This is a genomic window from Bacillus cereus group sp. BfR-BA-01382, from assembly GCF_022663475.1.
In the GTDB taxonomy this organism is placed as follows: domain Bacteria; phylum Bacillota; class Bacilli; order Bacillales; family Bacillaceae_G; genus Bacillus_A; species Bacillus_A thuringiensis_S.
This window is the reverse complement of record NZ_JAKUFQ010000037.1, coordinates 1-15,369: the sequence shown is the minus strand read 5'-3', so window position 1 is coordinate 15,369 and position 15,369 is coordinate 1. Positions and strand designations below refer to the sequence as shown.

Here is a 15,369-nt window from a genome sequence, read left to right as displayed (position 1 = left end):
CGCTAATCTCGAAATGAGATTAGCGCTTTTTTCTATTCCAAAACCAATTACTTATTATAATTCCCGTTAATCCGCCGCACGTATCAAGCAATGAATCTTGCCACATTGGTGTACGGTCCCCCGTATACCATTGGTGAATTTCATCAAATGTTGCATAACCCGCAACGAAAAGAATGGCATATATAAAACATCTTTTCCTCGAATGACCTGATCGATGAAAAGCGTAATAAATCAATGAACCTAGCATAAAGAACACCATAAAATGAGCACCTTTACGAAGGAAAAACTCAATAAATCCGCCTACACCTTTATTCGCAATACTAACAGGGGTTCCTCCACCATAATCAATAGATACCCATGAAAAATGCTCTTTTACAAATTCAACATTTACATATTGTTCAATATCTGAACGCATATCCTGCTTTTTATATGGTTGTGCCGAAGAATAGAAAATCAGCCCCATCCATAGTAATACAGGAATCCAAAATAACCATTTACGATTCATTATCCAGAATTCTCCTCTCTTAATCTTTTAAGGGTACCAAAAAAAAGAAAAAATTTCACGCCAAAACATGACATTTACGCCCTATTTATAAAGTGAAAGGAGGTGATACACATGGCAATTGAAACAATCGTAATGGATTTAACTTTACGTCTTGTCTTAAACAACGGATTAGATAAGAACGGCAAAACAGTTTTCAAGAGCAAACAATTTAAACGTGTTAAAACAAATGCGAGCTTAGATCAAGTACACAACGTAGCTCATACTCTCGCTTCCTTACAAGCATCACCACTTCACTCTGTGCAACTTGTAAGCACATCAGATCTTTCTAAACTATAAAGTAAAACTTCAGATCAGTGGGGATTTTATTCATCCCTACTGATTATTAGCCCGCAATTTAATCGGCAGACCCGAATCCCGTAAATAGCGGGATAAATACAAAGGAGGGAATAACACATGCAAGTACTAGAGTTAATTTTTGCGAAAGAAGATGGAAAAACAGTCGTTTTTTCGATCGATACGCCCATCACACCAATTGATGCACAAGTCGTAAATCAAGTAATGGATACAATCCTTGCCTCATCTGTATTTTCATCCATTGATGAAAATACAAGAAAAAAGGGAGCTCGCCTTGTAGAAAAAAATGTATCTGAAATTCCAATTACTCTATAAAATGAAAAAGACGAATCTGCATCATTTTGCAGATTCGTCTTTTTTCTTCGGCATTTCAATCGGAATAAAAATCTTTGAAAAACCGACGCATACATACTTATAATGTTCTTCACCTATATCAAACTCAGTCGTATATGTTGAGAAGAATATATAATCATTTCGCTTCGTATAATGATCAATTAATAACCCAACTTGTGGCTCAACATACTTTTTCGCTAACTTTTTACCGGCCGATGCCAAGTCGCCAAGGAGACCCTCTTCATTCTCTTTTTGAACTTCATCTAGCTTCTTACTCACATCATTACGCTTCATAAATTGCTTCGCTGCCCATTCTGTATATTCTCCTTTACTCGGATTACTGTTTGCTAAATATACTAGGAGGATGACAACTAAAGCCATAATAATATACTTTTTCTTCATACTATATCACCGCCTACTCTTTTCTATTTTCATATATATGTACAAGCGATGCAAATTAGAAAGACTATCACCTATTGATTGTAAACGAATAGCCAAAATTTACAATATGAAATAGAATATTAACAACCAATTTACTTAATTTATATATAATTATATTCAGAATGAAAATTATAAGGGAGGATATAGAATTATGGATAATGAAAACAACATTTTTATTTCTAGTTCTACAATGATGCTTGAACCATGTAAACACCCTTATTACCGTACAAAAATCATCGACAGTAGCGGAAACCATCTTTACTCCTGTCAGACTGCTCTCCAACTTATACAGAAATCTTGTCTAACAAATATTCATTCTACCTATCAAGGGAGACGTAATGCCGTAAAAACAAAATTTAAATTTAAACAAAACGTTCCAATTCCGATCAATCATAGAGAATATATTTGCGCTTTCCCAACAGAATCTCCTGCTTCTCCAAATTGTATTTGGCTTTTCTTCAAACATGTTCATACAATAGAGTTTTTCAAAAAAGCTAAACAAGCTAAAATTCATTTTTCAAACGGAGCTACCGTAACGATACAAATTAGTTCCCATAAGCTAAGTCAGCAATTATGGAAAGCTGGATATGTATTATCCCAAATGAACATGCAAGATTCATCACCTTAATAGCAAATAGAATGGAAGGTAGTATTTCCTTAACTTCCATTCTATTTGCTATTTTTATCCTCTTACACTATCTCGCATTTTCTCGAGTGCTTGCCGATACATCCATCTTACTTGATAATATGTCATTTCCGTCTCTAAAGCGATTTCTCCCATCGTCTTTCCTACAAAAAAACGTTCAAAAATAATATACTTCTCCTTCTCATCTAACACACTCATAAAATCCTTCACTCTTATTTCAACATCTTCAAAATGAAAAATATCCTCATACTCACCTACACATACACATCTTTCTTGTACAGTAGATTCTTTCTTCAATCTTTCTAATATATAACCACGCACCGTTACAAGTGCGTATGCAGGGAAATACCCTTTCTTTGCATCAAATCTTTCATACGCATGCCAAAGACCAATTAAACCACATTGATAATACTCTTCATAATCTTGGCGAATACCTAATTTCTTTATTTGATTTACAATCATTCCTTCATACAAAACAACTGCCTCTTTAAAAGTCGCTGGCTTCACACAGTACCCGTTTCTAAAAGGTATACCTTTCTAGTATTCCGCGGTACCTTCACAATATAAAAATAAAGAAAAGATTTCACTGTGAGTAATTTCAAATACTACCGACGGAATTTGAAATTACACTAGAGAGTATTTGAAATTTTGTTGGTGGTATTTGAAGTAAGGGTAAAAATAAAAAAGGTGACTCCTTTGAAGAGTCACCTTTTTTAAATAATATGTTATGCACCAAAGCCGCTTACTAAACCTCTTACAACGCCTAATGCAATTGTTAGGATAAAGAAGATTACAATTAAAATCGTAGCTTGTTTCTTACTTAAACCAGCTACAATATGTAAGCCTAGTCCTGTTAGAATGAGGCTCCAAATATTAAAAATTTCAATTGAAGAGGCAATTCCATGTGCTACTGTCCCTTGTTCAAATAAAGGAGCTAAACTTGTATAAACATCAGTGCCATTTCCATCAAAAATAAAGCCTAATCCTGCATTTAACAATCCGCCGATATAATAAACCAGATTAGCATATAAGTAAATCGACAATATTTTCATGTACGGTGTATCATTGCTCATAAACATCATAATAATTTTATAAAAACCTGCCGCAATAAAGAGACCTATAGGTGTTCCTAATAGACCAACAAGTGCGCCTCCACCAAGGGTAAATCCTTTTACCATTGCCCCTGCTTCACCATTTAATTCTTTTGCCAATTCTGGAGTACTAATTAATGTTAAGTAAGACACTGCTGTTGCTATAATCGTTCCTAATATAACAAATAAGAAAAATGCCCCCCAAACCGGACTTTTCGTCTTCATTCTCTCAAATTGCTCACCTGGAGAAGTAATCATTCCTAATAATGATGGCTTCTTCGCACCTACATCTTGCGTATTAATATTTGCTTCCATTATAACGCCTCCTTCTATTTATATAACCCGTTCTAACGGGCGGTTCACTTCCTCACGCAAGAGGCTACGAACCGCCCATTAGAACGGTAATGTGTAGTTCTACTACACTATTAATTACTCATAACGCAATGCTTCAATTGGATCTAATTTCGCAGCTTTATTTGCTGGAATTAATCCGAAAATAATACCGAGTGTCATCGAGAACAGTACGCCTCCAACAACAACTTCCCACGAAACGAGCGGTGGCCATTTTGCGAATGTGGAAACGATATATGCTCCGCCGTACCCAAGACCAATTCCGATTAAACCACCTAGAAGTGTTAACATAACAGCTTCAATTAAAAACTGTAATAAAATTTTACTACGTGTTGCCCCGAGTGCTTTACGTACACCAATTTCACGTGTACGCTCCGTTACAGATACAAGCATGATGTTCATAACACCAATTCCACCAACGACTAATGAAATACCAGCAATACCACCGATGATCATTGTCATAATACCGGTCATCTTCGAAATACCTTCTTGAATTTCTTTTAAATTCATAACTTCATATTTACCAGTTGCATCAGTCGGTTTACGACTGTTTAAGACATCTGCAGCTTTTTTACCTGCTTTTTCTAGATTATCTACATTTTTTGCTTGAACAGAAATGTTTTGAATTTCATCTTTTCCATACAGTGTCGGCCATAATGAAATTGGAACTAGTGCTTCTGATGGTCCCATTCCCATAAACTCATTATCTGATTTGTAGACACCGATAATTTGCATCGGTTGACCTTTCATTTCAATAATTTTACCGACTGGATTGGCATCCTTAAACACCTTTTCTTCCATTTGTTTACTAATCATAACAACGTTATTACCTTGATCCACATCTGATTCTTGTAAAGAACGTCCCTTTAACAACTTTACTTTATTTACTGCAAAGTACTCGCTATCTAATCCAGTAATACTCACCATTTCTTTTTTATCTTCAATATCAAGTGGTTCCATGCTGGAATTTGTTGTTACCACATGTGCGATTTCTGGAATTTTTTTAATTTCAAAAATGTCTTCTTCAGTTATCTTCGGTGCTTCTACCATTCCCATACCGAAAGGATCATTTATATCTGCACTATAATGAATCGGAACCGTTTGATTACCTGCCCCAACAAACTGCGATTTCAATGCAGCTTCCCCGCCTTGCCCAATCGCAACGACAGTAATAATTGAACCTACCCCGATAATAATACCGAGCATCGTAAGAGCTGAACGCAATTTATGAGCTAAAATAGAAGAGAGGGCAATTTTTATACTATCTAGTAAACTCATACCGCACACCTTCTATCTTCTGTAACTTTCCCGTCCCGCAGTACAATGCGGCGGGAAGAATACGCTGCTACTTCCTCTTCATGCGTAACCATAACAATTGTTGTGCCTTCTGCATTAAGCTTCGTGAAAATATCCATAACTTGTTCACCAGACTTCGTATCAAGTGCACCAGTCGGTTCATCGGCCATAATGAACGTTGGATTATTTGCAATCGCTCTTGCAATCGCTACACGCTGCTTCTGTCCACCTGATAACTCATTCGGTAAATGATGCACGCGATCTGCCAATCCAACTTTACCTAACGCCTCCAAAGCGCGCTTACGACGCTCCGCTTTCTTCACACCACCATATACGAGCGGAAGCTCAACATTTTCCACCGCGGAAAGACGAGGCAGTAAATTAAAGTGCTGAAATACAAACCCAATATATTCATTACGAATTAAAGCAAGCTTTGACTCGTCTGCTGTTAAGATATTCACGTCATTCAGCTTATATTCGCCTTCTGTTGGACGATCTAAGCAACCAATAATATTCATAAGCGTTGACTTACCAGAACCAGACGGTCCCATAATCGAAACGAACTCACCGCTCTGAATCGTTAAACTAATACCATGCAAAATCGGCACCGCCAATTTTCCTTGATAATATGTTTTAGCAATATTATTTAACGTAATCATTTCTCTTTCACTTCCATTCCGTCATACACATCGTCGGAAGGATTTTTAACCACCTTTTGCCCCACTGTTACGCCTTCTACAACCTCTGTCCAGTCTCCATCAGTAGAACCTTTTTTCACATTTTGTTTACGAAGCTTCCCTTTTTCCTCAACATAAACAAATGCATCATCGCCTTTTTCTACAATGCTTTTACTTGGAACAGCAATCATCGTCTTATTCTCTAAGTTTACTTGCAGAGAAACGTGGTAACCTGGAGATAAACCATCTTGATTATCAAGACTTGCTTTATATGTATACTGAGACATATTTTGAGTTGCTTCACCCATGCCGCCAGCTTGCGCCATCTCTGCACTCGTTGGGAACTCACTTACCTCTGTAATCTTACCTGTCCACTTCTTCTTATTATTTGCTTTCGCTGTTACAGTGAATGTTTGATCCTTTTGAATTTGTGACTTCTGAAGCTCAGTTAACGTACCTTGAACTTGGAATGGGTCTTTAGAAGCTACTTGTAAAAACGATTTTCCTTGACCACCTAACGCTTGAGATGAACTTTGTGCCGCATCTTTATCTAACTTTTGAACAACACCAGCGAAATTACTATAAATCGTAAGCTCTTTCTGCTTTTTACTTAACTCTTCTTTCTGCAACTTCCCTTTTTCTTTCTCAAGGTCAATTGTTTTTTGCCCTATCTCTAACTCGTTTATTTGCTCGTCCATCTGATCTGTTACTTCTTTCCCAGCTCCGCTATCTTTCGCCTTCTTAATTTCTTTCTTCAATGAATCAATCTTCTTTTTCCCTTGATCATAACGCATATCCGCCATCTTCTGATCAAGCTCAGCTTGCTTCATTTGAAGATTAATCTCTTCATTATCATAAGAGAATAACTTCGTGCCTTTCTCTACCTCTTGCCCTTCTTTTACCTCAATATCTTTCACTTTCCCTTTGGCCGGATCTGCATAGAAGCTTTCAATATTACCAGGCTTCACCTGACCAGAAATTAACTTCGTATTATTAAGCTTTCGCTCCGTTACCTTCTCAAAACTTACAGCATCAGCATTTGTTGATGCTCCTTTCTTCTTACCTTGCATAACAAAAATATTAATTGCTGCTACAATAACAATTAGTGCAATAACCCCAATAATAATCCATTTCTTCTTCTTGTTTGGAGTACGAACCGTATTTGGTAACATATTCTCGCTCCCTTTTATAACTTAATAGTTTAATATAAAAATTGTATAAAACTTTCTGAAAACAGATTACATATTATTACATTATTTTTACAAAGTTTTACACATCCATTTATATTGTAACAAAAATTCCAATGATTAGAAATATGACATTATATCTTTTAAGATAGATTTAAGGAAAGGAAAAAGAGCAATTTTAATTGAATAGAAGCCATTCTTTATTAACAAACTTCTTGCCAAAATGAATCATTAAAATCATTTTCCTAATTGCATCAGCGCTATTTTGTCATATATATTTGACATTTCATCTATTCAATTATAAAATGTCACATATAAATGACATTTCGGTACACGAGGTCTACAACCATCAATGGGAGGGTTATATTTGAATAACGTTAAACAATATCGAAAATCTGAAGGGCTATCGCAACTAGAGTTAGCTAAAAAAGTTAACGTGGCGAGACAGACAATAAATTTAATTGAAAACAACAAATATAATCCCTCTTTAGCCTTATGTATCGAATTAGCAAAAGAACTAAAAACAGATTTAAATAGTCTATTTTGGGAGGGAGATTAAATGATGAAAATTGAATGGAAAGAAAGAGTTTATAATAGTTTTGTTGGAACACTAAGTGAGAGAGATGAATACCAAAAACAAGAAATCAATAAAGAGTTATCTGTAGCTGGAATTGGTTTGTGGTGGTTAAATATGTTGGTAATGCTTATTATGTTACTTGTTGATACTATGAATCACACAATATCTATAGGGACAATATTCATTTTTCTATCTAATATGATTTACGCTAATTACTTAGCCTTTAAATTCAAGAAAAAAGGTTTAAGTGATACTGAATGTGCAACAAAAGAAGAATATTTACAACACAAGAAAAAATTAAGAAAAGCTGGCTTAAAAGCAGGTGTGCTTTGGGGCTTTCAAATGTTTGTTTTTATGAATTATATCCTTCCCTATGTAGGTTCAGAAGAAATCTCTATTTCTTTATTTGATGTTGTGCTTTGGGGTTGCGCTGGCGGATTTTTCGGTATAACCATGTATCTATTTGGTTTATGGAATCTAAAAAAATTATATTAATTAACAAAAATCATTTATATATTAAACTGCAATTTTACATACTTTTTGTTTTTTCTAATATAAAAGCTATCCAATCACACACAATTGGATAGCTTTTCAAACAAAATATTACGCTACTTTAGGATCTTTTCTCTCATGTCCACGTTGAACAATAAATAAGAAGATTGTTGATAAAACCGCTCCTGTTAATAGTAAGATGAAACAACCATCCCAGCCAGAACGATCAACAATAACACCAATTGCTGCGTTAGCTACAAGACTTCCGCCTACATAACCGAATAAACCACACATACCAACTGTCGTACCTACTGCAAATTTCGGTACTAATTCCATCGCACTTAAACCGATTAAGAACTGTGGTACATAAATTAAACAACCGATAATAGAAACTGCAATACTTACAACAAGTACGCTAGTTGCTTGCCAATATATAAACGTACCAATAACAACGCCAACCATACTAATAATACATAATGGCATACGTTTTCCTTTAAATAATTTATCACTTAAAAAACCAACGATTAATGAACTTGGAATTGCCATACCTTCAAAGATTGCATATGCCGCATGCGCTTCTGCTTTTGAAAATCCTTTAACTGTCGTTAAATAAAGCGGAACCCAGTTAATAACACCGAAACGAATTAAATAAACAAAAGCATTCGCAATACATAAGAACCATACAAATTTATTTTTCACTACATACTTCATTAAAATTTCTTTTGGTGACATCTTGTTAGCATTATCTGCTTTTTCAAGATTTTCATAGTCATTACGATACTCATCAATTGGAGGAAGACCTTCAGATTCTGGTGTATCCTTCGCATTAATCCAAACAAGAACTGAAATTACCATTGCGATAATTGCAGGGAAAATAAACACGCCGCCTTGCCAATGGTTTTCACCAAAAATACCTACACCAATTCCGACAAGTGGTGGCACAAGCATTCCACCAACGTTATGTGAAATATTCCAAAGACCTGTTTTCGTACCACGTTCTTTCTTTGAGAACCATTTCGTCATAACAATACTACAAGGTGGTGCTCCCATACCTTGTACAATACCGTTAACAACAAGTAATGTAACAATCATCCCAAATGATGATGCAAAGCCAAAACAAATATTTACAAGCCCTGATAAGAATAAACCGACTGCGATAAAGCGCTGGGCGAAAGCTTTATCTGATAAATTCCCCATAAAGAACTTACTAAATCCATAAACGATTGCCATTACTGAACCTAGTAGACCAATTTCAGCTGTACTAAAACCATATTCTTGTACTAAGTACGTACTTGATAACGTAAAGTTACTACGAACTAAATAATAAGCAGCATATCCAACTGAAATCCCGATTAACACACGAATACGTAGTAATCGATATACACGGTCGATCATATCCGCTGGCAATCTTTCAATTGCAGGTGCTGGATTGAGCCATTTAAACATATATTTTCGTCTCCTTTTCTCACTTCAGAGAGAGACGCTGTCTATTCCATATCTCGATTATCCCGCTATTTGATATATTTTGGTTCGTCCTTCTAACCGGCTGTCCTTCTATTTCTTTCTCATTCTTCGCAAACATCGTTGGTACGCCAAACGACACTTTTTCTAAAATGTGACCCGCTTCTTCTGATAAACAATAATCAATAAATAAATCCGCAATAATACCACTCGGTGCACGTTTTAGTTTAGAAATCGCATTAACGGATAACCCTGTTTGCTCAGGTTCGTTACTTAAAATAGGAAAGCCTTGTTTTTGAAGCATTCTCTGATCTCCCATAAAGTTGATGCCTATCATATATTCACCGCTCGCAACAAGTTCTGCTGGGATATAACCATTCACTGTTACTTCTCCAACTTGTTCTGCCAGATTCTTCACATATTCCTTCGCTTCCTCTTCACCTAACGTATCAATAAGTGATTGAAAAAACGTATATGCTGTACCTGAAACATTTGGATCGGGCATGACAATCTTTCCTTTATATACTGGATTCAATAAATCTTTCCATCTTAACGGATACGAGAGACCGAGCGGCGCTATTTCCTCGTTCCACCGCTCTTTATTAATCGCAATTGCTAGCTTCTCCACTTCATAACCGTACCAATAACCATCTTTATCTTTAACAGTCTTTGAAATACGATTTGCATGTTGGCTTATCACAGGAATAGAAAGATTTTTTTGCTTCATCATTTGATGCGCATCTACTGTACCGCCAATAATAATATCCGCCTTCGGATTTCCAGCTTCTTCTTCCACTCTACGAAGAAGTTCTTCTGTTGAAAGACGAATAAACTCATACGTACATCCGCGTGGCTTACAAAATGATGAAAGTAACGCTTCACCAACTTCCTCACGAGCCGCTACATACGCAACAATATGACGGTCATCCAAAATAGGGAGACCATTTTTACTATATTTAATAGAGGTTGTATCTCGAGAGCAACTAGACATCGCTCCTCCAATTACTAGCAAAAAGAAGAAAAAGGCTATCTTTCTCATGACGCATTCTCCTTTACGAATAACTCTGCTAGAGAGCCTTTCATATACATGACATTCCCGTTATTATCACCGAGATATTGCACCACAAAGTACGATGGATACACAGAAATCGTAAGAATATCTTCACGATCATTCTTTACACGCTTACCTGTTTTATAAGCTGTAATATAAGCAATCGGTTCATTCTGCGATTGTAATAACTTCTGAATTTCTCCGTAATCTGTAATTTGCTTTGCGTACCGAATAGAATCAAGTATGTGCGTAAGATTGATAGTACGTACCACATCACCTTGACGTACTACGACATCCTTTGCTGAAGCAAAGAAATCACTAATACGCTCTGGCGTGTAATACAGGCTTAATAAATACGTTTGAAGTGCTGAAATCATCGGATCCATGCCATTCTTTCCGTATACATTTTCCCCATACTGGAACAAGTCACCTACTGCAAAAGTACGCTTATGTCCATTCAAGTACGTTACTTCTCCAGTAAATACTTGTTCTTGGCTCTTAACGCCCTCAGGTTCTATTCGAATTCGGTCAAAGAATGAAACAATCGTATGCAAACGAACTTCATCCGTTACAACAATTTCTCCCCACTTTTCATGTCTTACTTTCACTTCAATTGGAAGAGATTCATTCACCCTTTGTAAAACGGCTTGTTTATCATTTACAATGTTGATTCGATTATAGATTTGCTTCTCCATAACATAAAACAAAACAAGAGAGACAATCATACAAATGACAAACATAAGAATTTGAAATGATAGCCTTTTCATTTCTGCCTACCTCCAAGATAAAAAAACGTTGTTTCGAAAATACCGCATAATTGTTTCATAAATGTATCATTTAACCGCTTTCAAGTTTTTTATGTCTTCCATCCTTCTCGGAAGCAAAAATGTAATGAATATTGTAGTACCTATTTCTTCACTACTCTCAATACGCATGCTTCCGCCCTGCTTATTCATAATCTCCTGACAAATATATAAACCATAACCATTCCCGTAACTAGAAGGAAGTGCCTTTCCTTTCGGAGACTCATTCCACTCTGCAAGCACCACTTCATCTATACCGATCCCATCATCATGAACAAAAACCTTCGCCTCATGCTCATTTATAATTACATTCATACGAATGTGCGAAGCATCACTATACTTAATTGCATTATCAAGCACATTTAAGAAAATTTGCTTCGTCTTATCAAAATCCGCAACAACATGTACATCCGTTAACTCATTTATCACTTCAATTTCAAACTGATTTAGACGAGGTTTCACAATTGAAACTGCTTCTTCTGCCAATTCCTTTATGTTTACAACTGTAGGAGACACTTCAAACGTACTCGTCCCATATTTCGAAGACTTAAGCAGTTCCTCTACAAGTGATAATAAACGCTCACTTTCCACCGCCACATAACGAAGACTTTCCTGTACATCTTCTTTCGATTGTAACTTTGGAATTAAATCAACATAACCGATAATTGCCGTTAGCGGTGTTTTTAGCTCATGCGTAATGCGGTCTAGGAAATCCTTCTGCTTCTCTTTCTCCTCCTGCAATTGCTTAATATGCAGCTCAATTCCATCAGCCATCGCGTTAAAAGATGCTGAAAGCTGAGCGATTTCCACGTACTCATTTAACTCAATCTTACTCTTATAATCACCATTCGCAAGCCGCTGTGCCATTTGTCTCAACTGATCAATTGGTTTATGAAGAGACTTCGCCAAACGAATCGCAAAGAAAATACCGGTTGCTACTAGGCAAAGAGATGTCATTAAGAACGTCCAGCTCACATTCGTTAAAACTTCCTTCTCACCCGTTAACTCATTTATAAAACGAATACTTCCAATGACATCGTTTCCATAATAAACCGGGCTTGAAAACAAAAGAATAGGAGCTGGATCCGCCTCCTCAAAAACGTAAGACTTCTTTCCCTTCAAGGAACTCTCAATGTCGATGTTACGGTGAAGCAATGCTCCTTTTTGTGTATCTGCAACAACATCGCCATTCTTCCCGATCATCTGCACACGGACATCCATACGCTTCGCTAAATACGACGCAATTAAAAGTGAATTAGGACCAAGCGTATCCACTTCTGCTTCCTTCTCTAAATAATTCATCGTATAAATTTGTGCTTCTACACTTAACTTTTCTAAAGAATCTGCTGCGTTATGATACATATTCTTTTCTAACGTAATATAAACAACTGCATATAAAAGAACAAAAATCGGAATTAACAGCCCAACTATTCCAAACACCATATTTCGCTTTAAAGACATACCATCACCACTCAACAATCCAGTTTATAGCCAACGCCATAAATTGTCTTAATATATTCTCCGCTCGTACCAAGCTTCTTTCGAAGTCTCTGCACCATAATATCAACTGCTCTCGTATTTCCGATATACTCAAACCCCCATACTTTCTCAAGTAACTCATCCCTCATAAACACACGCTGCGGATTTGAAACAAATAACTGACATAAATTAAACTCTCGGTACGTTAACTGAATCTCTTGTCCACTCACATGTACCTTTCTTTCCTTAGGACAAATCACTATCTCTCCAGCCTCAATTACTTCATGACTTACAGCGGTCTCCGTCTTCTTTACACGCCGCGCCATATTCTTAACCCGAAGAATAAGCTCCGCATAATTAAACGGCTTCGTCACATAATCATCAGCACCAAGCTGCAAGCCAAGCAACTTATCATTCATCTGACTCTTTGCTGTTAACATAAGCACCGGAATATCCCTATCCCTCTCACGGAACAAACGAAGCAACTCATACCCATCCGTATCCGGAAGCATAACATCCAAAATCAATACATCCGGCCCTTCATTCCATCGCTCTAAAGCTTCTCTCCCATCAGCCGCTGCCAATACTTCATAACCTTCCATCTCCAACTGCATCCGAATCAAATTACGAATACTCGATTCATCATCAACCACAAGTATTTTCATTACTCTCCTCCTTCCATCATGTATTATAGTACAGTTTAGTATAGCAAAAATCCTATAAAAAAAGAGAGGGTATTGTCGAACATATTTTGTCGACGATACCCTCTCTTTCACTTATTATATTTATTTAGCATATCCATTCGGTTGCTTTTGATGCCAATTCCAAGCATGCTCAATAATTGTTTTCACATTTACATACTTAGGATCCCATCCTAACTTCTCTTTCGCTTTCTGAGAAGAAGCAACTAAACGTGCTGGATCGCCCGCACGGCGCGGTGCTACCTCGGCAGGAATTTCATGATTTGTAACTTCGCGAACTGCATCAACAATTTCTTTTACACTGAAACCATTACCATTTCCTAAGTTATAGAAATCACTCTCTCCGCCGTTTTGTAAATCCTTAAGCCCTAAGAAATGAGCTGCCACTAAATCTTCAACATGAATATAATCACGGATACAAGTACCGTCTGGTGTATTATAATCATCACCAAACATCATAATCTTCTCACGTTGACCTAAAGCCACTTGCAACACAAGAGGAATTAAATGTGTCTCTGGGCGATGATCTTCCCCAATAATACCATTTGGAGTCGCACCAGCCACGTTAAAGTATCTGAAGATCTTATAACGTAAATTAGAAGCTTGGCTATACCAATGAAGCATCTTCTCGATTGCTAACTTCGTCTCTCCATACGTATTCGTAGGATTTGTCATCGTTTCTTCAGTAATAAGATCAACATCTACCTCACCATACGTTGCCGCAGTAGAAGAGAAAATGAACTTATCTACCTTAAACTCATCCATTACCTCTAATAAACAAAGTGCACCATACACATTGTTATTATAATATTGAAGGGGCTTCTCCATACTAACCCCAACTAAAGAATCAGCTGCAAAGTGCATAACCGCCTCAATATTTTCTTGTTTAAAAACATCCCTTAAAAAGGCTTTATCACGAAGGTCGCCATTATAAAACTTTGCGCCTTCCGTAATTGCATCTTCATGACCAGTTTGCAAGTTATCTACTACTACTACAGATAAACCTTCGTCTACTAATTTTTTCACAGCGTGAGAACCGATGTAGCCAGCTCCGCCACAGATTAGGATTGAGTTCATTTTCTTCCTACTTTCTATACATCTAACCTTGTAAATTAAGAGTCGTTAACTCTAATAGATTAAATCATAATCATTTGGCTCAACGTTTTTTACAATTCACTATCTATGTATCCATTTTTATTATTTGATTGCCATTTCCAAGAATCTGCACACATCTCTTCTAATCCGCGTGTTGCCTCCCAGCCTAATTCACGCTTTGCTTTCGATGCATCAGCAAAACATACTGCCACATCACCTGGGCGACGTTCTGTAATTTTATAAGGAACTTTCTTGCCCGAAACTTTTTCAAACGCTTCAACCATCTCTAGCACACTATAGCCCATGCCTGTGCCCAAGTTATAAGCATCTACTCCTGTTGTACTCAATACTTTCTCAAGCGCTTTTACGTGACCACTTGCTAAGTCTACAACATGAATGTAATCACGGACTCCCGTTCCATCCTTCGTTGGATAGTCATTTCCGAATACACTTAATTCTTTTAACTTACCTACTGCTACTTGCGTTACGTATGGCATTAAGTTATTTGGGGTTCCATTTGGATCTTCTCCGATACGCCCACTCTCGTGTGCACCAAATGGATTGAAATAACGAAGTAATGCGATACTCCATTCTGCATCTGCAAATGCTACATCACGCATAATTTGCTCAATCATTAATTTCGTTTGACCATATGGATTTGTTGCACTTAATGGAAATTCCTCCGTAATCGGTGACGTTTCCGGGATACCATATACAGTTGCAGATGAACTAAAGATCATTTTCTTAACATTATGTTTCTGCATTACTTCACATAGCACTAACGTGCTTGTAATGTTGTTATGATAATATGTTAATGGAATCGCTACTG

At 36.8% G+C, this 15,369-nt stretch carries 19 protein-coding genes; 5 read left to right on the top strand and 14 right to left on the bottom strand.

Annotated elements, in window-relative coordinates:
- Window positions 1–19 precede the first annotated feature (19 nt).
- Entirely contained in the window at window positions 20–505 is a 486-nt protein-coding gene (locus tag MR160_RS16400) for a VanZ family protein (protein WP_001080704.1), read from the bottom strand.
- 111 nt (window positions 506–616) lie between these two features.
- On the opposite strand from MR160_RS16400, the gene MR160_RS16395 reads away from it, so the two are divergent.
- Window positions 617–841 (top strand): DUF1659 domain-containing protein, encoded by a 225-nt coding sequence (locus tag MR160_RS16395; RefSeq protein WP_017763770.1) that lies wholly within the window; start codon window positions 617–619, stop codon window positions 839–841.
- A 117-nt stretch (window positions 842–958) separates the two neighbouring features.
- Entirely contained in the window at window positions 959–1,174 is a 216-nt protein-coding gene (locus MR160_RS16390; protein WP_001197592.1) for a DUF2922 domain-containing protein, read from the top strand.
- Between the two features lie 21 nt (window positions 1,175–1,195).
- On the opposite strand, the gene MR160_RS16385 is transcribed toward MR160_RS16390, so the two are convergent.
- Complete coding sequence (locus tag MR160_RS16385) at window positions 1,196–1,594, bottom strand: DUF4359 domain-containing protein (RefSeq protein WP_000731400.1); 399 nt, start codon at window positions 1,592–1,594, stop codon at window positions 1,196–1,198.
- A gap of 190 nt (window positions 1,595–1,784) precedes the next feature.
- Here MR160_RS16385 and MR160_RS16380 point away from each other — a divergent pair, with 190 nt between their 5' ends.
- On the top strand, window positions 1,785–2,261 hold the full coding sequence (locus tag MR160_RS16380; RefSeq protein ID WP_000368310.1) for a competence protein ComK: 477 nt from the start codon (window positions 1,785–1,787) through the stop codon (window positions 2,259–2,261).
- 54 nt (window positions 2,262–2,315) lie between these two features.
- Here MR160_RS16380 and MR160_RS16375 read toward each other — a convergent pair whose 3' ends face one another.
- The 5 genes from MR160_RS16375 to MR160_RS16355 all read right to left on the bottom strand — a co-directional run bounded on the left by MR160_RS16375 (window position 2,316) and on the right by MR160_RS16355 (window position 6,866).
- Complete coding sequence (locus tag MR160_RS16375) at window positions 2,316–2,786, bottom strand: sigma-70 family RNA polymerase sigma factor (protein ID WP_097891562.1); 471 nt, start codon at window positions 2,784–2,786, stop codon at window positions 2,316–2,318.
- 218 nt (window positions 2,787–3,004) lie between these two features.
- Window positions 3,005–3,685 (bottom strand): YknW family membrane protein, encoded by a 681-nt coding sequence (yknW, locus tag MR160_RS16370; RefSeq protein WP_016078178.1) that lies wholly within the window; start codon window positions 3,683–3,685, stop codon window positions 3,005–3,007.
- Window positions 3,686–3,799: 114 nt separating this feature from the next.
- A complete protein-coding gene (locus tag MR160_RS16365; protein ID WP_000054346.1) occupies window positions 3,800–4,999 on the bottom strand; it encodes an ABC transporter permease in 1,200 nt (399 codons plus the stop codon).
- Complete coding sequence (locus MR160_RS16360) at window positions 4,996–5,676, bottom strand: ABC transporter ATP-binding protein (protein WP_000631619.1); 681 nt, start codon at window positions 5,674–5,676, stop codon at window positions 4,996–4,998. The genes MR160_RS16365 and MR160_RS16360 overlap by 4 nt, the downstream gene beginning before the upstream one ends.
- Window positions 5,673–6,866: an efflux RND transporter periplasmic adaptor subunit gene (locus MR160_RS16355; RefSeq protein ID WP_086389719.1), complete on the bottom strand. Its 1,194-nt coding sequence runs from the start codon at window positions 6,864–6,866 to the stop codon at window positions 5,673–5,675. Before MR160_RS16355 ends, MR160_RS16360 begins: the two co-directional genes overlap by 4 nt.
- Before the next feature lie 382 nt (window positions 6,867–7,248).
- Between MR160_RS16355 and MR160_RS16350 the strand changes: the two genes are divergently transcribed.
- A complete protein-coding gene (locus tag MR160_RS16350) occupies window positions 7,249–7,440 on the top strand; it encodes a helix-turn-helix transcriptional regulator (RefSeq protein ID WP_086389718.1) in 192 nt (63 codons plus the stop codon).
- Entirely contained in the window at window positions 7,441–7,953 is a 513-nt protein-coding gene (locus tag MR160_RS16345; protein WP_086389717.1) for a DUF3278 domain-containing protein, read from the top strand.
- Window positions 7,954–8,061: 108 nt separating this feature from the next.
- Here the strand turns inward: MR160_RS16345 and pgtP are convergent, their stop codons facing one another.
- From pgtP to galE (MR160_RS16310), 7 genes are all read right to left on the bottom strand, one after another.
- Window positions 8,062–9,396 carry an MFS transporter gene (pgtP, locus tag MR160_RS16340; RefSeq protein WP_242297729.1) on the bottom strand — a complete coding sequence of 445 codons (1,335 nt, stop codon included), beginning with the start codon at window positions 9,394–9,396 and terminating at the stop codon, window positions 8,062–8,064.
- Window positions 9,397–9,415: 19 nt separating this feature from the next.
- Entirely contained in the window at window positions 9,416–10,450 is a 1,035-nt protein-coding gene (locus MR160_RS16335) for an ABC transporter substrate-binding protein (protein ID WP_001225641.1), read from the bottom strand.
- Window positions 10,447–11,229, bottom strand: coding sequence for a DUF3919 family protein (locus tag MR160_RS16330; RefSeq protein ID WP_000826618.1), 783 nt, complete (start codon window positions 11,227–11,229; stop codon window positions 10,447–10,449). Before MR160_RS16330 ends, MR160_RS16335 begins: the two co-directional genes overlap by 4 nt.
- Window positions 11,230–11,295: 66 nt before the next feature.
- A complete protein-coding gene (locus MR160_RS16325) occupies window positions 11,296–12,726 on the bottom strand; it encodes a HAMP domain-containing sensor histidine kinase (protein ID WP_242297727.1) in 1,431 nt (476 codons plus the stop codon).
- Window positions 12,727–12,737: 11 nt separating this feature from the next.
- Window positions 12,738–13,409: a response regulator transcription factor gene (locus MR160_RS16320; protein ID WP_000699556.1), complete on the bottom strand. Its 672-nt coding sequence runs from the start codon at window positions 13,407–13,409 to the stop codon at window positions 12,738–12,740.
- 120 nt (window positions 13,410–13,529) lie between these two features.
- A complete protein-coding gene (gene galE, locus MR160_RS16315; protein ID WP_098082136.1) occupies window positions 13,530–14,522 on the bottom strand; it encodes a UDP-glucose 4-epimerase GalE in 993 nt (330 codons plus the stop codon).
- Between the two features lie 89 nt (window positions 14,523–14,611).
- Window positions 14,612–15,369 (bottom strand): UDP-glucose 4-epimerase GalE (gene galE, locus MR160_RS16310; RefSeq protein WP_242297725.1); only part of this gene is annotated, 758 nt, incomplete at its 5' end.